The sequence below is a fragment of the Desulfosporosinus acidiphilus SJ4 genome (assembly GCF_000255115.2).
GTDB classification, from domain to species: Bacteria; Bacillota; Desulfitobacteriia; order Desulfitobacteriales; family Desulfitobacteriaceae; genus Desulfosporosinus; species Desulfosporosinus acidiphilus.
In genome coordinates this window covers 742,905-769,397 of sequence record NC_018068.1, presented here as the reverse complement: position 1 = coordinate 769,397, position 26,493 = coordinate 742,905, and the positions used below count along the sequence as shown (strand labels likewise).

The window sequence follows — 26,493 nt, the reverse complement described above, 5'->3', positions numbered from 1 at the left end:
TAATTCAGAAGAATTGTCGCTGGTGACAAGCATTGAGGGATATACTTTCTTAAAGTACAAAAAGACCTGTTGCAAAGTACATAAGAGCCCCCATTAAATAAACCCTGCATAAATAGTGGTTTAAAATCATCCACATATATGCAGGGTTTTATTTATAAAAACGCATAAGTAGTCATTAAGCAACGTTCCTTTTAACGTTTAATTTTTAAATTAAACATTATAGCAATTACAATTCGCAGCTTCCAACCATTGAAATCATAACATCATTTATTTTGGAAACTTTGTCATCGTTCGTAAGAACGATTAGGTAATCTCCAGGGTAAATCACTGTATCCCCTTTGGGAATGATTTCTTCTTCTCCACGTTTGACGGACACCAGCAAGCAATGAGCCGGCCATTTAATCTCTTTAATTTGTTTGCCGTCCAGCATTGATCCCATGCACACGGCGAATTCCAAGATAGCTTTAGTCTTTCCGCTGCCTATGGGGGCCAGCGTTCCCTGTTTGTGCAAAAACCTTTCTAATAAGGACTCATAAATAGGTTTAGAACCTAAAAAGTCCGCTACGATATAAGCTGAAATACATACAACGGACAAGGAAAGCAAATGAGTAAATGAACCCGTCATTTCTGTAATCAATATCGTTCCAGTAATCGGGGCCCTGACGATTGCTGTGAAATAACCAGCCATAGCAAGAATAATAAAGTTATTAACATACGTGTTATTAATGCCAAAAAGATGAACAATTACAATTCCGTAGATATTTCCAATGATTGCACCGATGGCCAGAAGCGGGAGGAAAATTCCGCCCGGTGCCCCTGAACCGTAACAAATCATGGTGAAGAAAAATTTAACAACGATCAGAATTAAAAGGAGCTTTAAAGTAAAATTACCCTGGGTTACGAGGGAGGTAATCAACTCATGACCCCCTCCTAAAACCTGAGGTAAGAAAAGCCCCAAGACTATGGAAACCATTAAAGGAATAACTACCCAAAATGTTTTTGGCAGCCATCGTTGCCTGGCATATAAATCCTGGGTCTTTAACAGCGTTGTATTAAAAGCGACCCCTAAAACACCAATAATAATTCCCAGGATAATAATGAACAAATAATAGCGCAAAGGAAAGTCGTGGAGGTTGGCAAAATTCAATACCGGCTTTAAACCAAAAAATTCACTGGTGATAAAGTCAGCGGATAAGGCGGCAGACAATGCCGACAGAAGGACAAGAGGTGAAAAGTTCTTGTGAACCTCTTCCAAAGCAAACATTACTCCGGCCAAAGGTGCACCAAAAGCAGCAGCAAGCCCTGCGCTTGCTCCACTTGTTATGAGATATTTCTCTTCTATATTAATTCGTTTTAGTATCTTGCTAAATCCTTGACCGACTGCAGCTCCTAGTTGAACGGACGGGCCTTCCCTGCCCATAGAAAGGCCGGCTCCGATGGCTAAAACTCCACCCAGGAATTTGCCGAGAATAACCTTCCACCAGGTCATGGATAATTTTCTCAATAAAACCCCTTCCACCTGGGGAATACCACTGCCGCTGATCATCGGTTCATGTTGAACCATTAAGCCAACAATGAGACCTATCAGAATCAGCACTCCCACCCAAGGCAGAAGAAGGATCGGTCTGGCACTGATCAAATTATAAATTTGAGTTAGTAAAAGTCCGGCCTGTTCAAGAGTGAAACGGTACAATACTATGATTAAGCCCGTGATAATGCCAATACCCAAGCCTTCATAGACTAATTTCAATCTGAAACTACTCCAATGGAAGAGGGTATTATGAGTATTATGCTTGTTGTCAGTCATGCTTAGTTTCCCCCATAAATTACGCCGTCAAAAAGTCCGCTGCTAATCGTTTCCAATTGGCTCCAGATAAATCCTGGGGACTCGCTGGGAAATCCCACAAGTAATTTCATAACTAATAGTTCCAAGCCATTCGGCCATCTCAGTGGCAGTAATCTGCTCGTAGCCATCTTTCCCCAGAATTGTAACCACATCGCCAACTTTTACGCCTGGGATTTTAGTCACATCAAGCATTGTCTGATCCATACAAATCCGGCCGATCATCGTCGAACGCCGCCCATGAATCAGCATTTCGCCATAATTGGAAAGTGCTCTGCGCAATCCATCGGCATATCCCAAAGGAATTGTTGCAACAGCCGTTGGGTAGGCCGCCTGAAACGTACGCCCATAACTCACCGTTTCTCCCGTTTTAATCTTTTTAAAATGAGAAACCTTCGCTTTCCAAGACATTACCGGTTCCAAGCCAACCTGAGCTCCCACTTGAGACGATGGAACCAGCCCATATAAACCGATGCCGGGACGTACAAGTTCAAAATGTGCTTCCGGAAACTGCAAAATGGCTGCAGTGTTTGCAGCGTGCCGAATAGGAATTTTCAGTCCCGCTTTCTTGAGCTTTTCAAAGAGAATTTCAAAACGTTTAAGCTGCTGCCGAGCGAAAGTGAGATCTTTTTGATCAGCTGTGGCAAAATGGGTAAAAATGCCTTCAATAAACAAGCTTGGCAAAGACCCAATTTTCACTATTTCAGAAACATCAGTATCACGGAAGCCTATGCGGCTCATTCCTGTATCAATCTTCAAGTGCAGCCTCGCTCTTCGGCCAAGTTTAACAGCCGCTTCTGAAAGAGCACGTGCCTGAGAAAAATTAAAAATTGCCGGTATTATATCCTCTTTAACATAGGTATCCCACTGATCAATTTCCGGGGCACCAATAACCATGATGTCCAGCTTTGGAAATGCCGCCTTTAATTCTAAAGCCTCTTGTAAAAGTGCCACACCAAAGCGCTTTGCCCCACAGTTCATCAGGGTCTTAACCACCGGGATAATACCATGCCCATAAGCATCCGCCTTGACAATGGGCATCATTTCACTTTGTGTATACGCCTGAAGCTTGTAATAATTGTCTTTTAAAGCTTGCAAATTAACTTCAGCCCAAGCCTGTCGCACCATAGTTCTCCTCCCTTTTCTCTCTTAGGACATCTTCAATTCTAAAGAGTGCCGCACTTTCGGCAGCTGATCCGCTACCTCAGAAGCCAAAAAACCTGACCAACCATGATTTTTGGCAAGATCATCCGCGGATTTTCCGTGCAGATAAACCCCTAAGCAAGCCGCTTCCAGAGGTGATACCCCTTGAGCCAGCCAAGCCAGAATGCTCCCGGTCAGAACATCCCCCGTACCTCCCGTCCCAAGTCCGGGATTTCCGGTGGGATTAAAAAAGGCCCGCCCATCCGGTGAAGCAACAATTGTCACTGAACCTTTAAGTACCACAACCGCTTCCCACTCTGCAGCTTTGGTCAGAGCTAAATCCAAGCGGTTTCGCTCGACGTCAAAAACAGTGCATTGGCAAAGTCTAGCCATCTCTCCGGGATGCGGGGTCAGCAGCAGCGGTCCCCGTCCGTTTCTGGCCTCAAACAAACTGGGGTCTTCGGATAATAAATTCAAGGCATCGGCATCCAAAATAATGGGGCAGTTCATCGTTCTTAATACTTCCTCGAGAACAACCGCGAATTCAAAATTTTGAGCAAGACCAGGCCCGATGGCTATAGCCTGTGCTTTTTCCGCTTGCTTTAAGATGACCGGCCAAGATTCTTCGTTTAGATAATCCACTCCAGGGGCAGCCCAAACCGTTGCTTCGGTGAGACCGGCATCCACATCCTGCGCAATTCCTAGAGGTGTAACTATTTGCAGTAATCCGATTCCGCTGCGCAAAGCTCCCCGTCCGGCCAGAACCGCAGCTCCGCTCATTCCTTTTGATCCGGCAATGAGAACTCCTTTGCCATGAGTCCCCTTGTGTCCTTTTAATTCACGGACCGGAAGCATTTCTCTTATTCTATCATCTGTCAAAACATATGTAGAGATGCCTGGGTCTTCCAGAAATGCTTTGGGAATCGAAATCGGGTCAACAGAGACCCGTCCGCAATAAGCGGGGCCTTCTCCTAAAAAAAGGCCCCATTTAGGAAGGCCGAAAGTTACCGTTGTTTGAGCACGGATTGCCGTACGATAAACATTGCCGGTATCGGCTTCTACTCCACTGGGAATATCAACAGCTATGACACAGGCAGAAGCATTGTTTACCTCATTGACATAGTCTTCAATCAAACTCGGTAAAGTTCCTCTCATCCCAATGCCATAAAGAGCATCTATAATAACATCGGCTTGAGCCAAGGCATAACGTGCTATGAGCCGTTGCTTTTCTCCCTCTATAGCAAAGAGCTTCCCCGATGTTCCTTGGAAAAGCCGGCAATTCAGGGCGGCATCTCCTTTAAGTTCCTCTGCCTTGGCAAACAATAAAACCGATACATCCATTCCCAGCAGCACTAAATGACGAGCTGCCGCCAAACCATCCCCGCCGTTATTGCCCTTGCCCGCCAGAATGACAGCTCTTAGCCCAGATAAATTTCCTTCATTCGGCGCAAGGCAGCGGCGAACTTCCTCAACTACAGCCCAAGCCGCATTCTCCATCAAGAGCAAACTTGGTATACCATAGTCCCGAATAGCTCGTTCTTCGATCTTACGCATTTGTTCAACGTTTACTACACGCACGTTTCCCACCCCGCTATACCATTCGGCTAACTTAAAATCGCAAAAGCTATGGCCTGTGTCTGGTTATGGGATAAGCTCACACGAACTTGCGAGCCCCCTCTTTCTTTCAACTGAATCTCAGCTTGGGAACTAAGAAGGACAAGAGGTTCTCCGCTTTGACTTGTGATGATTTCCACATCATGCCAGGACATGCCGCGCAGCCCCGTTCCCATCGCTTTAAGAACTGCCTCTTTGGCAGCAAACCGTGCCGCATAGCTTTGCATTCCCCTGCCGCTTAGGCTTTCCAGCTCCCGCCTTGTAAAAAGCCGTTCCGCTAACCCAGGCTGCCTTGCCAAAGCAGCCGCCACTCGTTCGATTTCAATAATATCCACACCAGGAAACATGTTTCTACTCCATATCACAAAATTAGCTGTTGTAATCTCATTTGCCCTTCGGCTGATCCAGCCGCCAATAAGACATCCTCACCGCGCAAGACAAAACTGGCCTCAGGAGAAAATTGCTCCGATCCATCCCGCACCACCGCAATAACTGTAGTCCCCGTGCGTTCGCGTATCCTTAACTCACGCAAGGTTTTTCCTACAGCCGGAGAATTCTTACCAACTTCGATTTCACCTACATCCAACCAACGAGACATAATCCGGTCTACATAACCTTGCAGTTTATTAAGGTGACTTTCTATTTTTAAATCATTTTCCCGCCTCTGATCCATCAATTTCTTAAGATCTTCGAGAAAGATTTGAATTTCTCCTTTTTGATTGAAGGATTTAACAAATTTTTCCGCCATCGCTTTGGACGTTACCGTGATACCTACCCCTTGATTGACAATGACAACACCGACATTTTGCAAAATAGCAATGGCTCTGCGGACAGTTTCCGGAGAAACGTTATAACGACCTGCCAGCGTAGAGCGGCCATGAATTTTTTCTCCTTCGTGATATTCTCCCATCATAATAGCGTGAGCTATGTCCATTGCTATCTCCTGATAACGAGCTTGTTCCAAATTCTTTCAACCCCTTAATCTATATAATCTATTATAACATAGCCAACTTCAGTAGGCATCATGCTCTTGACTACTAACAACTTAAATGATACTATTGAGTTGTTAGTTAGGCACGCTTTAATTTCTGCCAAATAAACTACAGGGAGGGAATCTTGATGGCAGTACAACTCTATGGAGAATTGGATACTAACCGACAGTTTTCATTGCGGCGAGCATCTGAACTCAAACAAAAGATCGTGCCTTATCTCGAAAAGTGCCTCACGATCCCCACAGGTTTTTTGAATGCTGCGCTGATCCAAAAACGTCGTGAACACATCTTAAACTATTTTAATGCCACGCTTCAGGATTGGGAGGATTGGCACTGGCAGCTAAAGCATCGTGTTCAAAGTGCAAACGATTTAAAAGCCTTATTCCCTCAATTATCTGCTGAACAATGTGCAGAAGTTGAACATATAGGAAGGAGCTTCCGTTGGGCTATATCTCCTTACTATCTTAGTCTTATGGATATTACTGAACCTTCCGATCCTATTCGTCTCCAGGGATTACCTTCCCTTGCGGAACTCAGCGACGATTTCGGAGAGGAAGATCCTATGGGCGAAGCTCTTACCAATCCTGCACCTTGTATTACCCGGAGATATCCGGACCGTTTAATTATTAATGTCACTAACATGTGTGCCATGTATTGCCGCCATTGCCAACGGCGTCGAAATATAGGTGAAACAGACTTACACGCTAAGATGACGGACTTAAAAACCGCTCTTGATTATATTCGAGCCAACCCGGAAATCCGAGATGTCTTAGTGACCGGAGGGGACGCCTTACTTTTAAATGATCATACTCTGGACTGGCTTCTTAGCGAACTTCATTCTATCCCTCATGTGGAGATCAAACGCCTGGGTACTCGAGTCCCTGTGACCTTACCCATGCGTATCAACGACCATTTATGTTCTATCTTAGCAAAGTATCCTCCCATCTATATCAACACGCAGTTTAATCATCCTCAGGAAATCACCGAAGATGCTAAGAAGGCTGCTGATAAACTGATTGCCTCCGGTGTGGTCTTGGGAAATCAGGCTGTTTTGCTCAAAGGTATCAATCATCAGCCGGAAATCATGAAAAAACTGAATCAAGAACTCTTGAAAATCCGAATTCGACCTTACTATATTTTTCATGCTAAGAATGTCAAAGGAACGCGTCATTTTGTGCCTAGTATAAAAGAGGGCCTTGAGGTCATGAAGCATTTACGAGGGTATACTTCAGGCCTTGCCGTGCCAACCTATATCATCAATGCCCCGAACGGAGGAGGCAAAACCCCTATCCTGCCTCAATATCTTGTCTCTCTCAAGGAGAACCAAGCCCTTTTGAAAACTTGGGAAGACAAACTTGTCCAATATGAAACCCCCTAGAAACGCCCAAAACTTATGTAAATAACGTTAGAAAATTATGAGAGGAGCATCTGTACCATGAATGAACGCCTTAACAATGAAGAAATTCTTCAGCGGATCCTTAAAACGAATTCAGATGTGCAGCGTTACTTGGACTTAGCTCCCAGCTATAAACCGCCTTTAAAAGACAATAAAGCAAAAGAAACCTCACTGAGTCAAATACTGCCTGTAAAATTTCTGAGAACAGCTCATAGGCCTTGAGTTGTCCTTAGACTGTATCTCTTCTTTCCTCTGCTGCTAGGTAATCCCTCGGGATTACCTTTTGTTTTTGAAACCTTTTCCCCTGCCAAGTATCGCGCCGAATTAACTCTGCATCGATGGCATTGAGTACCTCCCATTTTTTTCGACTCCAGAGTGGCCCAATTAAATCATCAGGAGGCCCGTCTCCAGTTAGGCGATGAATTATCATCTCAGGAGGCAAGATTTCTAACATATCAACCACAAGAGAAACATAATCTTCTTTCGTCATCAGTTCAAAGGGATGATTTCGATAAAAACTTGCTAGAGGCGTTCCCTTTAACACATGCAGCAAATGAATCTTTAGCCCTTGTAGAGGCAAATGAGCTGCCGCCAAGGCGGTTTCAATCATTTCCTCCCGCGACTCACCGGGCAGGCCCAGAATAATATGGGCACAAACTCGAATCCCTCTTGCTTGCAATTGGTCAAGCCCACGCAGGAATTGGGCATAATCATGTCCACGTGCAATCCTTTCCAAGGAACGATCATGAATACTTTGCAGCCCTAATTCAACCCACAAATAGGTCCTCCGATTCAGCTCTTCTAAGTAATCTAATACCTCCTCAGGAAGGCAATCCGGTCTTGTGGAAATGGATAATCCAACCACTCCCTCTTCTAAAAGCGAGGCTTCGTAAACTTCTCGCAAACGTTCAACCGGGGCATAAGTATTGGTAAAGGCCTGAAAATAAGCCAAATACTTAGCCTTGGGCCATTTTTTCTTCATTCGTTCCTTTACTTCGCAGAACTGGTGATGGATTGATAACTCCTGCCTGCCCGCGAAATCGCCGGACCCCCGTTCACTGCAATAGATGCATCCTTGCCGTCCTAAAGTTCCATCTCGATTAGGGCAAGTGAATCCGGCGTCTAAAGATATTTTAAAAATTTTTTCGCCAAATCTTTGACGCAAATGTTCATTAAAGGTAAAGTACCGTTTCTTCTGCATAACAATCCCAGCTTCAATCTTAATAAGTTCGAGTCTTTTCAATTTGAATTATTCAGGGGCGGGAACCTTCAAGTTCTAAAAGTCTTTGCTTAATATCTAAACCTCCCGCATACCCCGTTAAACTTCCATTTTTACCGATAACCCGATGGCAAGGGACAATGATACCGATGGGATTACAATGATTGGCCATCCCAACAGCTCTTTGCCCCTTGGGATTTCCCAGGTTTACCGCAAGCTCACCATAACTTCTTGTTTCTCCGTAAGGAATACGGCGAAGTTCTTCCCAAACCTTCTGCTGAAAAGGTGTTCCTTGTGAATGAATTGGAATTGTAAAATCCCGGCGATTCCCCTCAAAGTACTCCTTCAGCTCTTGAATTGCCCTGCTGTTCGGCTCACGCCTGCGTGTCAGAAAGGATTTGGGAAACCAACGCGAAACCCAAGTGCGAAGCTCTTGTTCCTCCGTCTCAGAAGAACCAAGACTCAGCCAACAAACCCCCTCCTCTGACGAGGCGATGGTCAATTCCGTCTCAAGATCTTTAATCGTAACTTTTTTGGTCCAAAATGAAATAGTATGAGCCTTCCAGAGATCTGAAACAGAAAACTTTTTCAGCTCGCCGTCTTGATAAAACTCCAGCAAATTTTTGTCATTTTCCAAACGAGTATCTATATCTTCCGGGACTTTCCATTTGGGTCCTGATTCGCGGTAAAGAGGCATAAGTTCTTGAAAAGGCATCATTACTCTATAAATAAAAGCAGTTAATCCCCGTGTCAAAGGCTCTTCGGACAGTAAAAAGGGTTTGATTCGTTCATCGAGAGGTTCTACCAAGTGGGGGGCATTCAGAGCCATTTGCCCGATACCCCACAGAACTCCGTCTCTTAAGCTTTCATCCTCAAGAAGTCCTGACAACATCCAATTAAATTTTCCGCAGGTTACCGGGCAGTGGGCTATAATACTGCCGATGGCTTCTGAAGAATTCCAAGCCGTCCCACCTGATTCCTCATTGAGCATCCAAAAATACCGTCGAAGGATTTCCACTGCAAAGTTTCGATCTTCCTGCTCAAGAGCATGAGCTACAACACCTATACCCTCAACCGCTCGCCAAAACATAAGCCCATCTTTAACATAAATCCTCGCCATAAGCTTTCGCAGGACATTTCTATTCTCCTTAGCTAAACTAATAAGCTGCTCCCAGTCCCGGCTTTCCAAGGCATGTTCTAAATCTCTCTTGGTAGTCATTGGACACCTTCTCTCACATCTATATTCTTATCCCCATCTCATCGCATTTTTGTACTTTTACTTGAAATTCATCTTATCATAAGTGAATTAAGAATAAAACTAATCCAAATCAGGAAAAATCAGGCGTCCTAAAAGCGCCTACTTCATTTATCCACTGTCAAAATTATAGGCTTTCTCGAACCCTGAACGGTAAACTCGTTCAGTTAAAGCTGAACTTCGGTGCTCCGGCGAATATGTCCTGTGGACAATTTCACCGAATGCGCCTAGCTAATAACACCATTCTATCGCGCTGAAGGATGGACTCTGCCCCACTGAAACATGGTATGGGAATCACTCCCACTTGTAAAAAAGAGAGTCTAAAATAAAAGAAGCGGCTTCCACAGCCGCTCCAGCTACAACTTTAACTTCAAACAATAACTTAGCCTTTAATTTCTTTATACTTGTCCCAATAGCCTGATTCCGTGAGGACTTCTCCGCCGATACCCATGTTGCTGTATTCATGCTCATCAAGGGTTACCGTAAACGCTGCCATCGGTATTCCTAACGCCTGAGAAGCCGCTTGGCTCATCCCATGTATCAAACTTCTCTTCTGATCCATAGTTAAAACCGGTCCATCAAAATTAATCATTGGCATTGCTAATCACCTCCGCAAAAATCTTTCATGCTTTAATAAAATTCCCGATTAAGACTAAAAACATGTAGCCAATTATAAACTTTTCGATTTTTGTTCAAACTATAATCCAGAAGAAGGAAATACCCTGCCCTCGTCGAATAGCTTTTATTAGTCAATTATTAGTCAATTATTAGTCAAATTCATCTTTTTGGCGGAGAAAACATATTTCGTAATAAATCAGGAATCGTAGTGAATAAAATCCTAAATAAAATAGTTATTAAAGGCCATAAAGGTCGGATCTAAAGAAAACTTGGCGGGTGTCTGCCTAGTTGCACAAAACAGGTCCTCTTTGGTCTTTTTTAAGTTTCTACCTTATTAAAATTTATATATTTCTTAGAAACCTCGAAAATATCCAAGCGAAAGGAGATTGTCATGGACATTAATTATCGCCCTATTGGAACCATTCATACTCCTTATTTTGCCTTTAATGCCCCCCATCATTCCAGCCCCGATGCCCCGGGGGATTTCTGGATTACATTAAATCCTGAGTATGCAAGCGCACTGAAATCATTGGATAATTTCAATTATATCTATGTCCTTTATCATCTTGATCAGGTTAACTCTCCGGCAGATTTACTGACCCACTCTCCTTGGGCACCGGAACTTGAAATTGGACTCTTTGCCAGCCGTTCCCCTAAAAGGCCAAATCCCATTGGTCTTAGCATTGTAAAGGTCAAAGAGATTCAGGGCAACGAGATTATTATTTCGGGAATTGACGCCTATAATGGGACTCCCCTGCTCGATATAAAACCCTATATTCATTTCCGGGACAGCCTTGAGGAGGCCAACAACGGCTGGTTTGATACCCTCCCGGATAAAGAACATATAATTGCCCATGCCCTTGGCCGCCCTCACGAACATGATGAAGATGAACATGGTCACAAACACCATCATACACATGAGCATGAGCATGAGCATAGTCATGACTTTACTCATGCCCACAGTCATGAGCAAAACCATAAACCATCCCTTGGACATCAACACTTAAACAAACATCATTATCACCTGCGGGATGAACATAATGATTAATTAAGCTTCTATGCTTGTGAATTTATCAAACTTGCCGCAGGGCAGGGCGGTCTCTTCCCGCCATCCCGATAGTCTCCGGTGGAGAGTATCGCACTTGTTTGGCTCCAGAGACACTCGGCCAATCCACACTGCAGGTGTATGCGTAATGAGTTGCAGTGTGGCGATAAGCTCGTCCGCTTATCGTCATGGCCAGCGGTCTCTTCCCGCCGTCCTTGACGGCTGCCTGATCGTCACATGGTAGCTGATAGTACAAAAAGCGCCGACAGTTTCACGTTTTCTTATGATTTAAACGACCTCATGATCCAAATCTGCTCCGCTGAACTGGCTGTTATACAGGTCAGCATAAAATCCCTTCTGAGCCAGCAGCTCTTCGTGATTACCCATTTCAATAATTCTTCCCTTATTCATGACGAGGATCATGTTGGCATCTCGAATGGTTGACAGTCTATGGGCAATAACAAAACTCGTCCTTCCCTTCATTAGTTCCGTCATAGCCTTTTGTATATAAACCTCTGTTCTGGAGTCAACACTGCTCGTGGCCTCATCGAGAATCAAAATTGCAGGATCTGCAAGAATTGCCCGGGCAATGGTAAGCAGTTGCTTTTGTCCTTGAGAAATATTAGAAGCTTCTTCATTTAAAACGGTATTGTAGCCATCAGGTAACGTTTTAATGAAATGATCAGCATGGGCCGCTTTTGCTGCGCTTATCACTTCCTCCTCAGTTACCCCTTCTCGCCCATAGGCAATATTCTCAAAGATGCTCCCATTAAACAGCCAGGTGTCTTGGAGCACCATCCCAAAGATATTGCGAAGTTCTCCGCGTTTAATATCGCGAATATCCACACCATCCACCGTGATTTTGCCTTCATCCACATCATAAAAGCGCATAAGCAAATTTACTAACGTTGTTTTACCTGCACCGGTGGGCCCAACTATGGCTATGGTATTTCCCTGACGGACATCAATATTCATGTTCGTGATTAAAGGTTCTTGCACCTTATAGCTAAAGTTAACATTTTCAAAACTCACATTTCCTTTAGGAAATGGTATTACTTTTGCATCATCACGATCCGAAAGCTCTTCAGCTTCGTCTAATAATTCAAAGACACGTTCAGCCGAAGCTGCCGTTGATTGAATGATATTAGCTATATTGGCAGTTTGAACAATCGGCATCGTAAACTGACGGGAGTATTGAATAAAAGCTTGAATATCTCCGATGTTGATTCGCCCATGGGTGACAAAAATCCCCCCAACAACGCTGACTAATACATAACCGAGGTTACTGACAAATCTCATCAAAGGCATGATAATTCCGGAGATAAATTGTGCTTTCCAACCCGCGTTATAGAGTCTGCCATTGATTTCCTTAAAGGTCTCAATGGATTTGCTCTCATGTCCAAAGGCTTTGATGATAATATGGCCAGTAAACATTTCTTCTACATGACCATTCAGCTCTCCTAAAGACTTTTGTTGGGCGGCGAAAAACTTTTGAGAGTGTTTAGCAATCATAGTAGTGACTAATATATAAAGCGGAAGTGTCAAAATAACGATAAGCGTAAGCAGAGGACTAATCGTCAGCATCATGACGATTACACCCATGATGGTTACAATGGAAGTAATAAGCTGAGTGAGGCTTTGCTGCAAGGTATTGGCGATATTGTCAACATCGTTAGTCACACGGCTTAAGATTTCTCCATGGGTCCGGGCATCAAAAAACTTCAGCGGCAGCCGAGAAAGCTTATCGTCAACTTCTTTGCGCAAATTATACACGATTTTCTGAGCAACGCCGGCCATAATGTATTGTTGTGCATAACTGAACAAAGAACTCAAAAGATAGAGACCTACTAAAGTCAGCACGATTCGCCAAATCGAGGCGAAGTCAATTCCCGCGCCGGTTGAGGCTATTTTCCTCATAATTCCTTCATACAATATTGTCGTTGCCTGCCCCATAATTTTCGGTCCCATAATACTAAAGACCGTGCTAAGAACAGCAAACACAAAAACGACAATGAGTTTTATTCTTTGGGGCCTTAGATAGCGCAAAAGCCTATGCAACGTTCCTTTGAAATTTTTGGCTTTCTCTATAGGTCTCCCGATGCTTCCGGCCGGTCCACCTGGTCTGCCGCCCATGGGCCCCGGAGGTCTTGTCATATCTCGTTCTTTACTCATGCTAATTCTCCCTCTGAAAGCTGTGAAGCAACAATTTCATGGTAAACCTCACAGGTCGATAACAATTCTCGATGAGTTCCTATCCCGGCGATCTGCCCATCATCAAGCACAATGATCCTATCTGCATCCATAACGGTGGCCACTCTTTGGGCAATAATAAACACGGTAGCCGCTGATATTTCCGGTTTCAAGGCCGCTCTTAACTTAGCATCCGTTTTGAAGTCCAAGGCCGAAAAACTATCATCGAAGATATAAATTTCCGGTTTTTTTACTAAAGCACGGGCAATGGAAAGACGTTGCTTCTGTCCCCCCGAAACATTTGTCCCCCCTTGAGCAATGATATGGTCAAATCCTTCTTCCATCCCTGCCACAAAATCCATCGCTTGGGCAATCTGAGCCGCATGTTCCACCTCTTCCAGGGAAGCATCCTCTTTGCCATATCGGATATTGTCGGCGATTGTCCCTGAAAAAAGCACAGACTTTTGGGGAACAAACCCAATCTTTGCTCTCAAATGTTCTTGACTGATTTCTCGGACATCAACTCCGTCAACTAAAACACGACCGCTCCCAACATCATAAAAGCGGGCAATTAAATTAACTAGCGTTGATTTCCCGGAACCTGTCCCTCCGATAATTGCCGTGATCTCTCCCGGGCCGGCACTAAAACTGATTTCCTTGAGGGCAGGTTGTTCCGCTCCCGGGTATCTGAAAGAAACATTCTCAAAGTCAACAAACCCTTTTTTTAAAGGTACGACCTTCGTCTGAAGCGCATCCTTAACCCCAACCTCCGTTTCCAAAACCTCGTTAATCCTGGCAGCGGAGGCTTGGGCACGAGGTACTGTAACAAATAACATCGTCATCATCAAAAAAGAAAACAGAATTTGCGTCGTATATTGAATAAAAGCCATCAGGGAACCCACTTGCATCTCGCCGTTATTAATACGAATCCCGCCAAACCATATGATCCCAATCGTTGTGAAATTCATAATCAACATCATCATCGGCATGAGCACAGCCATTATTTTATTAACTTTCACGGCATTGTTCATAAGATCCAAATTCGCTTCATCAAACCTTTTCTTTTCTTTTTCAATTCGATTAAAAGCCCTTATAACACGGATACCCGTCAAATTTTCTCGTAGAACAAGATTGAGTTTATCAAGTTTTATTTGCATAAGCTTAAAAAGAGGTATGCCTCTGGACAGGACAATCCCGATCACTGTAAACAGCGCCGGTACTGATACTAAGAGAACCCAGGTTAAACCGGGATCTTCATGGATCGCCATAAAAATCCCCCCCAGGCAAGTAAGGGGTGCACTGACCATCATGCTTAATATTAATACGGAGACCTGCTGTACTTGATTTACGTCATTAGTAGTTCTTGTAATGAGAGTTGCTGTACCAAGCTTATCAAATTCCTGCAGGGAAAAGCTCTGAACTTTAGCAAAGATCTTTTCACGCAGGATCCTGCCAAACCCTACTGCAGTTTTGGCAGAGAGGAAATTGGCAATAATGGCGCATAAAGTTCCTCCGGCAGCAATTAAAAGCATATGACCGCCGATTTGCAAAATATAGCCTATGTCATTATTGACAATCCCATGATCGACTATGTCCGCCATTAAGGTCGGCAAGTAAAGATCAGAAAGCACCTGTACAAAAAGGAACAAGAAAACACCGCAAATATAGGGTGAGAATTGTCTTAAAAATTTATATAATTTTACCATGAGCTTCTCCTACCTCATACCATTCTCTGGATTCCAGCTTTGAACTGGGTTAATTATTAAGCATCGTTTTTAAAAGTTCCAACCCCTCAATGATTTTAGCCTGGTCGTCTGAGGAGGCTTTACTTAAGGTGCAAGCGATTTTTTTGAGTATCAATTGATGGTAATGCTCGTGCATTTCTGAAAATTTCGGCGAAACACTGACATATACAACCCTTCTGTCTTGCTCACTTCGGTTTCTTACCACAAGTCCCATGTTTTCCAGACGATCCACAATACCTGAAACCGTACTATTTGATAGGCTAAGCTTCCCGCTTAGATCAGTGATCTTAATAGTATTTTCCTTACTTAAGATCCCCATGACCATCATCTGAGTCACAGTCATTCCCTTTTCTTCAAAGATGTTCCCTATATTGTGTCTGAAAAGAACCATGATCTCATGAAACAACTTAGCAATTTCGTAACTTTGATTTGAATTATCCATAATTCTACTTCCTTCGATTTTATTTCGTCCGCGTAAATTACGTCATCGAATATTTCGTTTACGAAATAATATTAGTCGGTTCATTAAGTTTTGTCAATACCCTACTCTTTAGAGTGGCCTTTGCTTCAAAGATACTCGGCGAAGCGGCTAAAAAAACAAAGGACGGGGTTCGTCCTTTGTTCCGGGGAAACTAATGTTTAGGGGGCTGCGGCTGGTTATATTGAGGATTGTTGCGGGTGTGGTCCATATAACCCGGTTTTACCTCCCGTGGTCCGTTGGGCTGAGGATCTTTTCCGTATTGGGCCGGTCCGCCATACTTTTCATTAGGATTTTCTTCATAAGAAAACCCATTTCCTTGATTCCATGGACCGCGGCTATCGCCTTGTCCGGTGGACATGTTCATATATTTTTTCGAGAAATCCGAATCTCTGAAGTCCTTGTTAACTCCGGAACCCTTAAGAGTTTCTAAGGCCTGCATAAATGAGAAGTTATGGGATTCTTCCCGGCTTAAAAGGAACCGGATCATGTCTTTGACGCCGGCATCATCGGTCTGTTGAAGGAGACGTTCATAAATCAGTTTAGCCCGAAGTTCCGCTCCGGCATTGGATGAAAGATCTGTATAAAGGTCTCCCGTGGAATTGACAAAGTTAGCGGTCCACGGAACGCCGGCGGAATTTACCAGTAAAGGTCCTCCTCCCAGCAAAGCCATATGATTGGCAGCAAAGTCTTTGGGAATATTGTCAACAGGTCCGATGAGCATCCCCAGGGCTTCTCCTACCATCTCCAAATGGCTTAATTCTTCAGCTGCAATGTCCTGCAGCAAATCCCTTATTTTAGGATCGTTACAACCTAAACTTTGAGAGAAATACTGCATCGCGGCTTTAAGTTCGCCATTGCCGCCCCCAAACTGTTCCAACAACAGGACCGCATATCGAGGATCAGGCTGATCGACATGAACCGTGTATTCCATATCTTTGACATGTTTAAACACCCAAATAACCTCCTTGCTTCAACACAATAACTTTTCCAAGCTATTATCTCCTCGAATTTTACGTATTATCCCGTAAATTGCTAAAACTTATGGGATTATCCCTCTTGACTGTCTTTTAAGTTCCTTGCTATACTTTTGGTAATATATGATAATATAACTTATATTTTTTTCGGTTGGGGTAAACTTCGCGAAAGCGGGGGACGCTAAAGTCATGGATCTAAGGCTTAAAGCAAATGCTTGCCAGCGCAGGAAAGCTAAGATCGCCAGACTACAAGATGAACTTCTCTGGGGAGAGTAGTACTATGGACTACTCTCCCCTTTTATATTTCTAAGCGAATCTTGGGAACATTATGATTTAGAGAAGCTTGGAGGCGTGTCGATGCTCATTTGGATTGCAGCAAGTATATTTCTACTTAGCTATTTTTTGATCATCCTCGAAAAGTTTCCCCGTGCAGTTATTGCAATTTCCGGTGCCTCATTGATGATTATTCTGGGGGTGCTCACACAAGATAAAGCTGTCAAACATATTGATTGGAATACTTTAGGGTTATTAATCGGGATGATGCTCATCGTTGATCTTACCCGCAGATCAGGTATCTTTTCCTTTCTGGCTGTTTGGGTCAGCAAAAAAGTCAAAGGAAATCCTGCGATGCTTTTGATTTCCTTGTCCCTTCTCACGGGTATCTTGTCCGCTCTTTTAGATAACGTTACAACAGTTTTGTTAATTGTCCCAATTACTTTATCAATTGCTGACGAACTGGAAGTTGATCCTATTCCTTTTCTCTTTTGCCAAATCCTGATGAGTAATATCGGAGGCACAGCGACTCTGATCGGGGACCCGCCCAACATTATGATCGCCGGGCAAACAGGCCTCAGCTTCCTGGATTTTATTATAAATCTTCTTCCCATAATCCTTATCATTATTGTGGCGACTTTATCAGTTTTATATTTGTTTTATCGCCGCAAGCTAACCACCGGCGAGGATTTAAAACACAAACTAATGATGCAGAACGAATGGGAACAGATAAAAGACTTTTCCTTGCTCAAAAAATGTTTGGTCATCTTGGGCCTTGTGATTTTAGCTTTTTCCCTCCATTCCCTCCTTCACTTAGAAACTGCAACCATTGCCCTAAGCGGAGCCATGCTGTTAATGCTCTGGACCCATGAAGAGCCGGAGGATATATTCCTGGCTGTCGAATGGCCAACCCTCTTTTTCTTCGCCGGCTTATTTGTGCTTGTGGGAGGACTCGTGGAAACCGGAATCCTTGACTATCTGGCAAAAGGGAGCATGAGTTTAACCGGGGGAAATCCCCTTTTAACAACCCTTTCAATTTTAATAATATCCGCACTGCTTTCTTCATTTCTCGATAATATTCCCTATGTGGCCACCATGATCCCCCTAATCCAAAAATTAGCTGAGCTTAGTCATCTTACCCCAGCTCAAACTCAACCTCTATGGTGGGCCTTAGCCTTAGGAGCTTGTCTCGGCGGAAACGGTACCTTAGTAGGGGCCTCAGCTAACCTCATCGTGGCAGGAATTGCTGTAAAGAACGGCCTCAAAATCCGCTATATCCAATTTTTTAAAGTAGGTTTTCCTATGATGCTTCTCAGCATTATTATCTCCGCCGGATACCTGGTCCTCCGCTATTACTAGACTCAAGTCTCACTTGAATTCGCCAAAAATCTTTAAGCCGCATTTTGGACAATTACCATCCTTTAAGCGGTTGACAAGGGTTGGTTCACGGAGGATGACAGGTTCGCTGCATTTTGGGCAGAAGGTTGTGCTTCCACCGCTGACATTACCGAGATAGACATAAGGAAGCCATTCCTTGGCAACCTTAAAAAGCTGGTCTAAAGTTTTTCGTTCCGTTGCAGGGAGTGAGAGCCGGTAAGCTGGGTGGTATCGGCTTAGATGCCAGGCAAGGGGAGTATTAAGGTCATAAAGCCAGCGGGATAATCCGGCCATCTCCTCAGGATCATCATTGGCCCCAGGAATGACTAGGGTCGTAATTTCTAAATGAACGCGCCCGGCTAAGCGCTCCACGTTTTCTAAGACCCAGCTTAATTTGCCTCCGCAGTAATGACGGTAAAATTCCTCAGAAAAACCTTTAATATCAATATTAACTGCATCGAGCCAAGGGATTAATTCTTCAAGGAAGCGTCCGGAGATGATCCCATTACTGACCAAAACCACTTTTCCCCCTTGAGCGCGAATAAGGGGCGCCGTATCTCTGATCATTTCAAACCACATGCTTGGCTCGGAATAAGTAAAACATAACCCCAAGGAATTTTTGGCCCGTAAAGCAAGCTCAGCAGAACTCACTCTTTGCCCTGATTGACGTTGCTGAGATATTTCGTGATTTTGACAAAATGAGCAGCTTAAATTACAGCCAAACCCTCCTACGGAAAAGATCCAAGACCCAGGATAAAAATGGTAGAGCGGTTTTTTCTCAATGGGGTCAAGATTCCAGGCAGCAGCTTCGCCGTAAGTGAGAGAGACGATCTCGCCTCCCCGGTTTTCGCGAGTATGGCATCGCCCAGCTTGCCCTGGCTGCAGAAGACAATGTTGAGGGCACAGAAGGCAGCTAGCACTGGAGGATTCCCGACTTAGGTTACTCATAATGTCTCACAACCTCGAAGCGCCAGAGATCTGCCTCTTCCCGGGGCGAAATTCCGGCTTTTTGTTTCGCGATGCTTATTTGCTCGGAGACGGTATCAACACCTTCCAAATGCGGAAGCAAGAGCCCGCTTTTCCCTCCTCTGCGTACAACAACACCATAGCGCCAAGGGTCCAATTCTTCCGGTTCGGATATTTTCTCCAGATCACCTAAAACATCCACAGTGATCGTTAAACTCTCCAATTCCTCAATCTCCACCGGCCAAAAACGTGGATCTTCTGTCCCTGCTGCAACCGCATTATGCTTAATTTCTAAAGCTAGATTCTCTTGCCACGGTGTTGTAGTTCCGATACATCCGCGCAATTGCCCATTCTGCTTCAGAGTCACAAAGCATCCCCCGCGCTGAAAAAATTCAGGTTCCTGCGGGAAATCTGCAAGTTTAAGTTCCTCATGCTTCAAATGGGCCTGAAGACAACGCCTGGCCCAACGGGGCAGGGGAGAGGAATGATACAAATCAGCCACTAAATATCCAACGCCAAAGGGTCCCTCATAAGACAGCACTTGCGGAGCACCTTCTTTAGCAGCTAATGCCAACTGCAAGCTTCGATAACCACACTCTCCTGCATTTTCGATAAGCCGAACCGGTATGTCGTTGATTTTTCTCACGTCACGCTGCAAACCCCTGAAAATTGCCTGGTCAAATTCCGGCCCGGCGGGGTCGAATCCATAAGGTCCCTCTTTCTTTAAGCGATGGGAAAGATCTCCGCTGGCAATAAGAGCGACTCTTCCCTGATATTGATCAAGGATCCGCCCTATCTGCCTGCCATACTCATCAGGATGTTTCAAAGGCATTCCCATCAGTACAACCTTACCTCTCCATCCTGCCTCTTGCAGAAAATAAAGCGGCACCAAGGCTCCATGGTCAATTTTTCCTTTGATTGGGATCATGTTTTTAAGATGTTGTTGTAATTCGTTGACGATTGATAGATCATTGGACCAGGAAGAATTTAATCCCCCTGCCCCAAATTGAGCAAAACTGCCTTGTACATTTGCCTCCGCAAATAGAGTTATTCCTTCATTTGTTAGGGGAGCATGAGGCGAGACTAAAACTACCGTCTCAATATCCGCAGCAGCCAGCCGCCTTGCTATTTCCCGATACGCTTCCAGAGTTGATTGACATTTATGGACTTCCTCACCGCCGATTTCCGGAATAACAATAGGTGGATGCGGAACAAAGGCTATGTAAACTAAACTCATGTCAGCACTCCCTTCTACAGTATTCTATTGAGATTATTTTACCCTGTTCCTATTGCAAAATCCAAAACCAAAGAACTAAAATACAATTTGCTTGGTTAATTCTTCAAAAATCAAGTATACTTATAGCTAGTGTTCTTACTAGAATTATTTTTCCAAGGAGATGATATGATGAGCAAACAAACCCTTAATACTCAAAAAGCCCCTGCAGCCATTGGCCCCTATGCACAAGGGATTAAAGCAGGAAATCTGATTTTTACCTCCGGCCAGCTCCCCATAAATCCAGAAACCGGAGAATTAGCAACAGATATTGAAGGGGCAACCAGACAATCGTTAGATAATGTTAAAGCTATCCTAGAGTCCTCTGGGGCTTCCATGGAGAAGATCGTGAAAACTGTAGTTTTTCTCAGAGACATGAATGATTTTGCCGCTATGAATGCCATTTATGCCGGGTATTTCCCAAATGATCCTCCGGCTCGTTCCGCTGTGCAAGTTGCCCGCCTGCCCAAAGATGCAATTATCGAAATTGAAGCAATTGCACTTGCCGACTAACGTTACATTTCATTAAAGATATAAAGAAAACTTAGCTGTCGCTAAGCCTCTGGCGAAAGCGGCAGCTAAGTTGCACTTATGCTAGAAGACGAAGACACTGTCTTCGCACGAATTAGCTCTTCTTGCAGTATATAACCAAAGGTTATACTTTCCGATAGTATGAAATAAGAGCAAGCAGCTGCACATTTTGTGATAACTGCTTGCTCCTTTCTATTATTCAACATAATGCAATAACTTACATAATTTATCCATTATTTTAACAAATTCCCATCTAATGCATATCGTGTATTATGAACAAAAACCATCCTGTAATTCAAAAGGGGGTTTTGCCCATGTCTCCATTAACGGGGCAACGGGGGTTTTTCCCAACTCAGCAGACAACGTTCTCTTCTCCTGATCGATCCTATGATTTTATTTCTAAGCAAAGACCAGGGCTCGTCCCGGTTCAGGGGAATAGTTCCAAAACCTTCATTCCGCTGGACATTAAAGCGGAAGAAGTACCTGCCCCACAAGAAAATGTCAAACCTTTTCCTGTTTTAAAGAAAAACTCTCATCAAGAAAAAGAATCTTCATCTTCATCTTCATCTTTCACCTCAGAAACAACCGATCTTTGGCAACAACAAGCAGGAATTCTCCTGAAACAATACGGTCCTTCTTTTATGAAACAGTTTGGTCCTCCTCTGGCGCGAAAAATCGGATTACCTCTCGCGCAACAGTTCGGACCGCCTTTAGTCAGAAAAGTAGGGCTGCCGCTTGCCCAACGTCTGGGTAGTCCTATTGTGAACAAACTGTTTATACCCCTTGCCAAAAGAGCCGGGTTTGCGCTCATTCGGCGCCTAGGATTTCCTTTCTAAACTATAAGCAAATTTGTAAGGGCCGTTGCAAAACGAACTAGAACAGTTCGCAAACAACGAGCCCTCTTTTGACCATAATACCATTGCTCGATTTCGAAAGGATTATCTGAAGAACTTCGAGACACCCAAAGAAGGAATACTGCTACTTCACAATAAGAACGGGACACTTAACTCGTTGCAGGACGCCTTGGCTTACACTCCCCAATACAGAACCAGTGATAGGCCCATAGCCATGACTTCCCATGACCACTAAATCAAACGTCTCATTTTCTGCTTCAGAAGCAATGACGGTTGCGGGATGCCCCTCAAGTTTTTTCCTGGTGATTTTTACGCCCTCAATATCCATGCCTTCAAGAGTTGTATCTAAGGCCAGCTCTCCTCCTTCTTCAAGTTGTTCGGGAGGAACTATGAAACTTGCCGCAATAGCATATCCCCAATAAGCTTCCGGAACGTACGTCACGAAGAGCAGCTCAATTTCAGAATTAAACGTTCTTGCCATGTCCAAAGCAGTTTTAAAGGCACGGCGAGAATATTCGGATGCATCTGTGGGTACTAATATTTTATTAAACATAAGATTACCTCCTTTATCACTCAATTAAAGTACTTGAAACTATATATAAAATATTCTTCGTAATTTATTAAACTCCTTCTTTTTTAAGAAGAATTATATTAACAGGCAGGAATTCCTAATTGAGTGTAGAAAAAATCTCTAAGGATGAAGTTATTTAAACATAGAAAGGATGGGGCCCTACATGCAAAATGCTAAAATGATTCAAGCGCTGAACGAACAACTTAATAAAGAACTCTTTTCTGCTTATTTCTATCTTGCCATGCAAGCATATTTTTCATCCCATAATCTTGATGGCTTTACTAATTACTTTCGGGTCCAAGTACAGGAAGAACGTGATCACGCTTTAGGCTTTTTTAATTATTTGAACAAAATTGGCGGCAAAGTCACCTTAACAGAAATTCAAGAACCTCAAAATGACTTTTCCAGCCCTTTAGAAGTTTTTGAGCTTGCCTTAAAGCATGAACAATTTATAACCCAATCCATCTATTCCCTAATGGATATTGCACGAGAGATTAAAGATCATACTACGGAAATTTTCTTGCAATGGTTTATTACAGAACAATCGGAAGAAGAAGAAAACATGGGGCGTATCGTCAATAGATTAAAGCTTATCAAGGAAGACGGAGCCGGGCTCTTTATGATAGACAATGAACTTTCGCAAAGACTATATACACCGGCTGTTATCCCGGGAATAACACTTTAACCTTAACAGCCAATAACAAATACTATCGTACTGAAGGGTGGACTCGACCCCCATCGAAGCAGAAAACAGGGCCTAATCCCAATAAAAGTGGAAGTCTCACGATTGGATAAATTAGAGGCAGTAACCATATGTTGTTACTGCCTCTAATATTATTTAGCGGTTTTGATGGCTGCGGGCTTCATGAAATCCTTCAATATTAAGTCCTTCAATTCAAAGGCAAAATATGGTCTAATATCTCCCACAGGAATAGGTTTGGCAAGCAGAAAACCTTGTACCACATCACAGTCCTTTTTGCTAAGGAAATCTAACTGGTCAGGACTTTCTACTCCTTCAGCGATAACCTTGAGGCCTAAATTCTTAGCTAACTGGATGATCGTTAGAACAATAGCTTGTTTGTCTGCATATTCACTCAAAGAGGAAATAAAAGAGCGGTCAATTTTTAATGTATCCAGAGAAAACCGGCTAAGATAACTCAGTGATGAAAATCCAGTCCCAAAATCGTCAATGGAAAGACGGATTCCCATAGATTTCATTTTTCGAAGAATCTCCGAACTTAATTCTACGTCTTCCATACTCAAACTCTCGGTAATCTCCAATTCCAGCCAATGCGGTTCCAGCCCTGTATCATCTAAGATCCGGGTAATTTTTCCAATGAGATCCTTCTGACGAAATTGACGTGGCGATAGATTTACTGCAATGCTCACGGGGGGGTAACCCAAATCCTGCCAAAGTTTATTCTGAGTACAGGCTGAGCGTAGAACCCATTCTCCTAAGGGCAAGATAAGGCCATTTTCTTCAGCCAAGGGAATAAATTTCCCCGGATAAAGAATTCCTCTTTCCTGGTGCCGCCAGCGTACTAACGCTTCTATGCCACAAATCCGTCCATTCTTCAGACAATATTGAGGTTGATATTCAAGAAAGAATTCATTATTTTTCAAAGCACGACGCATTTCATTTTGCAGTTTCAACCGTTCCGACAGACGCTCATTAAGCGCTTCCGTATAGAAGTGATAATGGTTGCGTCCTTCAGCTTTAACCTGATACATAGCCACATCAGCATGTTGAATCAGAACCTCCGGTTCTTCGCCATCCACAGGATAGAGGGCAATACCCAAACTGGCCGATATATAAGTTTCTTGATCACCAATCTGAAAGGGGGAATTCAGGGCCTTTAGCAGTTTTCGCGCGATTTGAGCAGCTTGCTGCTCAGAAGACAGTTCCGGCAATAAAATAAGAAATTCATCACCCCCTTGTCTGGCGACCGTATCATCAGGCCTCAAAGCTTTTTGCAGTCGTTCGGCTATCTGGCAAAGTATAGTATCACCTACCTCATGTCCATAGGTGTCATTGATAAGTTTAAAATCGTCCATGTTAACGAAAAAGACGGCAATCTTTTCTTGACGACGGCAGGCCTGCAAAATAGCCAATTGTAAGCGGTCTTTAAACAATAAGCGATTGGGCAAATCTGTTAATGAGTCATGATTAGCCTGATGGGTTAAGCGATAAAGCAACGTTCGTTTTTCGGTCACATCGCGAAAAACTAAAACTGCCCCAACCACCGTTTCTTCCCGGTCGCGCATAGGAGCTACAGAAACTTCAATATGAAAGTACTGTTGGCTATGTCGCTGCCTAATCATGGCCGGATTTGTCACAGTGATGACTTTATGTTCCCGCAGGCATTGACGAACCGGCTGAACTAATGCTGTCTCCGCACTTTCACTGCAAATATCAAATACCTGCTCAATCCTCAGACCGACAGCCTCCTGACCGTTCCAGCCCGTTATCGTTTCAGCAACAGGGTTAAGGTAGGTTATATTCCCAAGAACATCCGTGGTAATTACACCATCTCCGATCGAGGCCAGGGTCACTTCAGCACGTTCTTTTTCTTGCCAAAGAGCTTTTTCGTTAAGTTTACGGTGAGTTACATCATCATACAAGAAGACAATGTTCCCAGTGGCGAGTTTATAGATGACCCCTTCGCTCCATCCTGAACAGCGCGGATTATTATAATAAACGGCCGGGAAATGTCTCTTCTCTCCAGTGCGATATACTTCAAGCACAAGGTCCCAGACACCTAATTCTTTGATCATTGGAAATAGTTCAGTGATCAATGCCCCAATCCCTTGCTGCCTGGGAATATTTTCAACTCGCTCCGCCGTCTGATTAAGAGCCGTGCAGATAAAATTTTCTCCATTGTTAATAGGTTCAAAAATCACCACCGCACTGCTCATGTTTTCAAACATATCACGATATAGTTCTTCCTGCCGCAGCAGCTCATTTTGAATTGTTAGGCGTTCACTGATGTCTTGTTTCACAACGACAGCGCAGCCTAACATCAGATCATCTTTTAAAATTGGAGAAGTAATAACTAAAGCGGAAATATTGGTCCCATCTGAGCGAAGGATTTCTTTTTCTTTAGCTTTGACAGGTTCTGAAGAAATTAGCGAACTCTGAAAAAAACAGCATTCTTCTTGAGAAATCTGAGCAGGGTCAAACAAATCCTTGAAAGATCGCACCCCTATGTCTTTAGCCGCATTCCAACCCAAAAGACGCTCAGCTTCCATATTCAAATAACGAAGAATCCCTTCCTGATCAAACAGCAGCAAGCCCTCTGCTAAAGCATAGGTCAGTGACTGAAACTGAAACTCGTTCGTTAAAAACACATCCATACTTCTCCTCCCAACGGAAAGGATTTTCAGCTTACATTATTCGACATAAACAGACTTAAAACCTTGTTAATTAAGATCTTTGCGAAAATAAAAATCAACGTTAAATTAATCATTTTTCTTTCACACTGATATTTCACCAGATCATTATTTTGAAGGCTCGAACTGTTGAAAAGGGATCAAACGATCCTCTAATTCTAGAAGGACCCTGTCCTAAAACCCCTTAATCCGGCATACAAAGAAACTATAGGTAATCAATCTCCACACCTAATAATTATCATCTTCGCATAACCAAACCTGCCAAAATTATTTACAAACATTCAAGCAAACATTATAATGTTTATTAAGTAAACTAAATAAGGGGGGATATTTTTGAAACGTCTAGTTAATCAACACTTGTGCAATCCGGATTGCCACATTCCCCCTAACCGTTCAAAGGAGTTGTCTCACTCACTCTCCCAAATGGAAGGCGTAACCCCTATTTTTAAGGCCTTAGCCGATGAAACTCGGGTGAAAATTATTTATGCTTTACTCCAAGAACCAAATCTTTGCGTTTGCGATCTTGCTCAGATTACTGAATTGACGATTTCAGGAGCCTCTCACCATTTACGCTTGCTTAAGAACATGGGACTCGCCCGCTCGCATAAAGAAGGAAAACACGTGCGCTATTGTATCCATGATGAGCACGTAAAAATTATCTTAGAAGAAGCGCTCAACCATTGTAACCACCTCCCAAGATAACCTACCTATGGAGATGATTTTGCATAATACGTCAGTGGAGG

At 43.5% G+C, this 26,493-nt stretch carries 25 protein-coding genes and 1 riboswitch; of the genes, 8 read left to right on the top strand and 17 right to left on the bottom strand.

Translation table 11 applies throughout. From position 1 onward, the window contains the following. Window positions 1-226: 226 nt before the first annotated feature. The 5 genes from DESACI_RS03605 to DESACI_RS03585 are packed head-to-tail and all read right to left on the bottom strand — an operon-like array spanning window position 227 to window position 5,564. On the bottom strand, window positions 227-1,807 hold the full coding sequence (locus DESACI_RS03605; RefSeq protein ID WP_014825810.1) for a ClC family H(+)/Cl(-) exchange transporter: 1,581 nt from the start codon (window positions 1,805-1,807) through the stop codon (window positions 227-229). Window positions 1,808-1,849: 42 nt separating this feature from the next. Next, window positions 1,850-2,971: an alanine racemase gene (gene alr, locus DESACI_RS03600; protein ID WP_014825809.1), complete on the bottom strand. Its 1,122-nt coding sequence runs from the start codon at window positions 2,969-2,971 to the stop codon at window positions 1,850-1,852. A gap of 21 nt (window positions 2,972-2,992) precedes the next feature. After that, on the bottom strand, window positions 2,993-4,564 hold the full coding sequence (locus DESACI_RS03595) for a bifunctional ADP-dependent NAD(P)H-hydrate dehydratase/NAD(P)H-hydrate epimerase (protein WP_014825808.1): 1,572 nt from the start codon (window positions 4,562-4,564) through the stop codon (window positions 2,993-2,995). Window positions 4,565-4,590: 26 nt separating this feature from the next. Next, entirely contained in the window at window positions 4,591-4,947 is a 357-nt protein-coding gene (locus DESACI_RS03590) for a holo-ACP synthase (protein ID WP_014825807.1), read from the bottom strand. Between the two features lie 14 nt (window positions 4,948-4,961). Continuing rightward, the gene (locus DESACI_RS03585) at window positions 4,962-5,564 is read right to left on the bottom strand and encodes a GntR family transcriptional regulator (protein ID WP_014825806.1); all 603 of its coding nucleotides are present in this window, start codon (window positions 5,562-5,564) and stop codon (window positions 4,962-4,964) included. A gap of 155 nt (window positions 5,565-5,719) precedes the next feature. On the opposite strand from DESACI_RS03585, the gene eam reads away from it, so the two are divergent. Together eam and DESACI_RS03575 are read left to right on the top strand one after the other, a co-directional pair. Next, the gene (gene eam / locus DESACI_RS03580) at window positions 5,720-6,970 is read left to right on the top strand and encodes a glutamate 2,3-aminomutase (protein WP_014825805.1); all 1,251 of its coding nucleotides are present in this window, start codon (window positions 5,720-5,722) and stop codon (window positions 6,968-6,970) included. Window positions 6,971-7,027: 57 nt separating this feature from the next. Further along, the gene (locus DESACI_RS03575) at window positions 7,028-7,210 is read left to right on the top strand and encodes a hypothetical protein (protein ID WP_014825804.1); all 183 of its coding nucleotides are present in this window, start codon (window positions 7,028-7,030) and stop codon (window positions 7,208-7,210) included. Window positions 7,211-7,217: 7 nt separating this feature from the next. On the opposite strand, the gene mnmL is transcribed toward DESACI_RS03575, so the two are convergent. From mnmL to DESACI_RS03560, 3 genes are all read right to left on the bottom strand, one after another. Further along, window positions 7,218-8,189 (bottom strand): tRNA modification radical SAM protein MnmL/YtqA, encoded by a 972-nt coding sequence (gene mnmL / locus DESACI_RS03570; protein ID WP_014825803.1) that lies wholly within the window; start codon window positions 8,187-8,189, stop codon window positions 7,218-7,220. A 52-nt stretch (window positions 8,190-8,241) separates the two neighbouring features. Beyond that, entirely contained in the window at window positions 8,242-9,426 is a 1,185-nt protein-coding gene (locus tag DESACI_RS03565) for a DVU0298 family protein (protein WP_014825802.1), read from the bottom strand. A gap of 418 nt (window positions 9,427-9,844) precedes the next feature. Further along, a complete protein-coding gene (locus DESACI_RS03560) occupies window positions 9,845-10,060 on the bottom strand; it encodes a tautomerase family protein (RefSeq protein ID WP_014825801.1) in 216 nt (71 codons plus the stop codon). Window positions 10,061-10,471: 411 nt separating this feature from the next. Between DESACI_RS03560 and tsaA the strand changes: the two genes are divergently transcribed. Continuing rightward, window positions 10,472-11,128: a tRNA (N6-threonylcarbamoyladenosine(37)-N6)-methyltransferase TrmO gene (tsaA, locus tag DESACI_RS03555; protein ID WP_014825800.1), complete on the top strand. Its 657-nt coding sequence runs from the start codon at window positions 10,472-10,474 to the stop codon at window positions 11,126-11,128. Window positions 11,129-11,153: 25 nt separating this feature from the next. On the opposite strand, the gene DESACI_RS24100 is transcribed toward tsaA, so the two are convergent. The 5 genes from DESACI_RS24100 to DESACI_RS03535 all read right to left on the bottom strand — a co-directional run bounded on the left by DESACI_RS24100 (window position 11,154) and on the right by DESACI_RS03535 (window position 16,493). Beyond that, window positions 11,154-11,381, bottom strand: coding sequence for a hypothetical protein (locus DESACI_RS24100; protein WP_148271262.1), 228 nt, complete (start codon window positions 11,379-11,381; stop codon window positions 11,154-11,156). Window positions 11,382-11,413: 32 nt separating this feature from the next. Continuing rightward, a complete protein-coding gene (locus DESACI_RS03550) occupies window positions 11,414-13,297 on the bottom strand; it encodes an ABC transporter ATP-binding protein (RefSeq protein WP_014825799.1) in 1,884 nt (627 codons plus the stop codon). Next, window positions 13,294-15,021: an ABC transporter ATP-binding protein gene (locus DESACI_RS03545; protein WP_014825798.1), complete on the bottom strand. Its 1,728-nt coding sequence runs from the start codon at window positions 15,019-15,021 to the stop codon at window positions 13,294-13,296. Before DESACI_RS03545 ends, DESACI_RS03550 begins: the two co-directional genes overlap by 4 nt. A gap of 49 nt (window positions 15,022-15,070) precedes the next feature. Next, window positions 15,071-15,502: a MarR family winged helix-turn-helix transcriptional regulator gene (locus DESACI_RS03540; protein WP_014825797.1), complete on the bottom strand. Its 432-nt coding sequence runs from the start codon at window positions 15,500-15,502 to the stop codon at window positions 15,071-15,073. Between the two features lie 190 nt (window positions 15,503-15,692). Continuing rightward, window positions 15,693-16,493 carry a manganese catalase family protein gene (locus DESACI_RS03535; protein WP_014825796.1) on the bottom strand — a complete coding sequence of 267 codons (801 nt, stop codon included), beginning with the start codon at window positions 16,491-16,493 and terminating at the stop codon, window positions 15,693-15,695. A gap of 167 nt (window positions 16,494-16,660) precedes the next feature. Beyond that, a riboswitch (cyclic di-GMP riboswitch) is annotated at window positions 16,661-16,769 on the top strand. Between the two features lie 46 nt (window positions 16,770-16,815). Here DESACI_RS03535 and DESACI_RS03530 point away from each other — a divergent pair. Beyond that, a complete protein-coding gene (locus DESACI_RS03530) occupies window positions 16,816-18,147 on the top strand; it encodes an ArsB/NhaD family transporter (protein WP_282434167.1) in 1,332 nt (443 codons plus the stop codon). A 9-nt stretch (window positions 18,148-18,156) separates the two neighbouring features. Here the strand turns inward: DESACI_RS03530 and amrS are convergent, their stop codons facing one another. Then, window positions 18,157-19,113 (bottom strand): AmmeMemoRadiSam system radical SAM enzyme, encoded by a 957-nt coding sequence (gene amrS / locus DESACI_RS03525; protein WP_014825794.1) that lies wholly within the window; start codon window positions 19,111-19,113, stop codon window positions 18,157-18,159. Further along, the gene (gene amrA / locus DESACI_RS03520; RefSeq protein ID WP_014825793.1) at window positions 19,106-20,368 is read right to left on the bottom strand and encodes an AmmeMemoRadiSam system protein A; all 1,263 of its coding nucleotides are present in this window, start codon (window positions 20,366-20,368) and stop codon (window positions 19,106-19,108) included. Before amrA ends, amrS begins: the two co-directional genes overlap by 8 nt. A gap of 168 nt (window positions 20,369-20,536) precedes the next feature. On the opposite strand from amrA, the gene DESACI_RS03515 reads away from it, so the two are divergent. Both DESACI_RS03515 and DESACI_RS03510 read left to right on the top strand, forming a co-directional pair. Then, on the top strand, window positions 20,537-20,917 hold the full coding sequence (locus tag DESACI_RS03515; protein ID WP_041275954.1) for a RidA family protein: 381 nt from the start codon (window positions 20,537-20,539) through the stop codon (window positions 20,915-20,917). A gap of 332 nt (window positions 20,918-21,249) precedes the next feature. Then, entirely contained in the window at window positions 21,250-21,771 is a 522-nt protein-coding gene (locus DESACI_RS03510) for a hypothetical protein (RefSeq protein ID WP_014825791.1), read from the top strand. 142 nt (window positions 21,772-21,913) lie between these two features. On the opposite strand, the gene DESACI_RS03505 is transcribed toward DESACI_RS03510, so the two are convergent. Beyond that, complete coding sequence (locus DESACI_RS03505) at window positions 21,914-22,342, bottom strand: universal stress protein (RefSeq protein ID WP_014825790.1); 429 nt, start codon at window positions 22,340-22,342, stop codon at window positions 21,914-21,916. Between the two features lie 181 nt (window positions 22,343-22,523). On the opposite strand from DESACI_RS03505, the gene DESACI_RS03500 reads away from it, so the two are divergent. Beyond that, on the top strand, window positions 22,524-23,045 hold the full coding sequence (locus DESACI_RS03500) for a ferritin (protein WP_014825789.1): 522 nt from the start codon (window positions 22,524-22,526) through the stop codon (window positions 23,043-23,045). Window positions 23,046-23,194: 149 nt separating this feature from the next. On the opposite strand, the gene DESACI_RS03495 is transcribed toward DESACI_RS03500, so the two are convergent. Beyond that, the gene (locus tag DESACI_RS03495) at window positions 23,195-25,714 is read right to left on the bottom strand and encodes a sensor domain-containing protein (RefSeq protein WP_014825788.1); all 2,520 of its coding nucleotides are present in this window, start codon (window positions 25,712-25,714) and stop codon (window positions 23,195-23,197) included. Window positions 25,715-26,083: 369 nt separating this feature from the next. On the opposite strand from DESACI_RS03495, the gene DESACI_RS03490 reads away from it, so the two are divergent. Further along, complete coding sequence (locus DESACI_RS03490) at window positions 26,084-26,452, top strand: ArsR/SmtB family transcription factor (RefSeq protein ID WP_014825787.1); 369 nt, start codon at window positions 26,084-26,086, stop codon at window positions 26,450-26,452. Window positions 26,453-26,493: the final 41 nt, after the last annotated feature.

Coding starts and splice junctions, on each gene's coding strand:
- DESACI_RS03605 (WP_014825810.1), bottom strand. CDS start 1,807: ATGACTGACAACAAGCATAATACTCATAATACCCTCTTCCATTGGAGT.
- alr (WP_014825809.1), bottom strand. CDS start 2,971: ATGGTGCGACAGGCTTGGGCTGAAGTTAATTTGCAAGCTTTAAAAGAC.
- DESACI_RS03590 (WP_014825807.1), bottom strand. CDS start 4,947: ATGTTTCCTGGTGTGGATATTATTGAAATCGAACGAGTGGCGGCTGCT.
- eam (WP_014825805.1), top strand. CDS start 5,720: ATGGCAGTACAACTCTATGGAGAATTGGATACTAACCGACAGTTTTCA.
- DESACI_RS03575 (WP_014825804.1), top strand. CDS start 7,028: ATGAATGAACGCCTTAACAATGAAGAAATTCTTCAGCGGATCCTTAAA.
- mnmL (WP_014825803.1), bottom strand. CDS start 8,189: ATGCAGAAGAAACGGTACTTTACCTTTAATGAACATTTGCGTCAAAGA.
- DESACI_RS03565 (WP_014825802.1), bottom strand. CDS start 9,426: ATGACTACCAAGAGAGATTTAGAACATGCCTTGGAAAGCCGGGACTGG.
- DESACI_RS03560 (WP_014825801.1), bottom strand. CDS start 10,060: ATGCCAATGATTAATTTTGATGGACCGGTTTTAACTATGGATCAGAAG.
- tsaA (WP_014825800.1), top strand. CDS start 10,472: ATGGACATTAATTATCGCCCTATTGGAACCATTCATACTCCTTATTTT.
- DESACI_RS03550 (WP_014825799.1), bottom strand. CDS start 13,297: ATGAGTAAAGAACGAGATATGACAAGACCTCCGGGGCCCATGGGCGGC.
- DESACI_RS03545 (WP_014825798.1), bottom strand. CDS start 15,021: ATGGTAAAATTATATAAATTTTTAAGACAATTCTCACCCTATATTTGC.
- DESACI_RS03540 (WP_014825797.1), bottom strand. CDS start 15,502: ATGGATAATTCAAATCAAAGTTACGAAATTGCTAAGTTGTTTCATGAG.
- amrS (WP_014825794.1), bottom strand. CDS start 19,113: ATGAGTAACCTAAGTCGGGAATCCTCCAGTGCTAGCTGCCTTCTGTGC.
- amrA (WP_014825793.1), bottom strand. CDS start 20,368: ATGAGTTTAGTTTACATAGCCTTTGTTCCGCATCCACCTATTGTTATT.
- DESACI_RS03515 (WP_041275954.1), top strand. CDS start 20,537: ATGAGCAAACAAACCCTTAATACTCAAAAAGCCCCTGCAGCCATTGGC.
- DESACI_RS03510 (WP_014825791.1), top strand. CDS start 21,250: ATGTCTCCATTAACGGGGCAACGGGGGTTTTTCCCAACTCAGCAGACA.
- DESACI_RS03505 (WP_014825790.1), bottom strand. CDS start 22,342: ATGTTTAATAAAATATTAGTACCCACAGATGCATCCGAATATTCTCGC.
- DESACI_RS03500 (WP_014825789.1), top strand. CDS start 22,524: ATGCAAAATGCTAAAATGATTCAAGCGCTGAACGAACAACTTAATAAA.
- DESACI_RS03495 (WP_014825788.1), bottom strand. CDS start 25,714: ATGGATGTGTTTTTAACGAACGAGTTTCAGTTTCAGTCACTGACCTAT.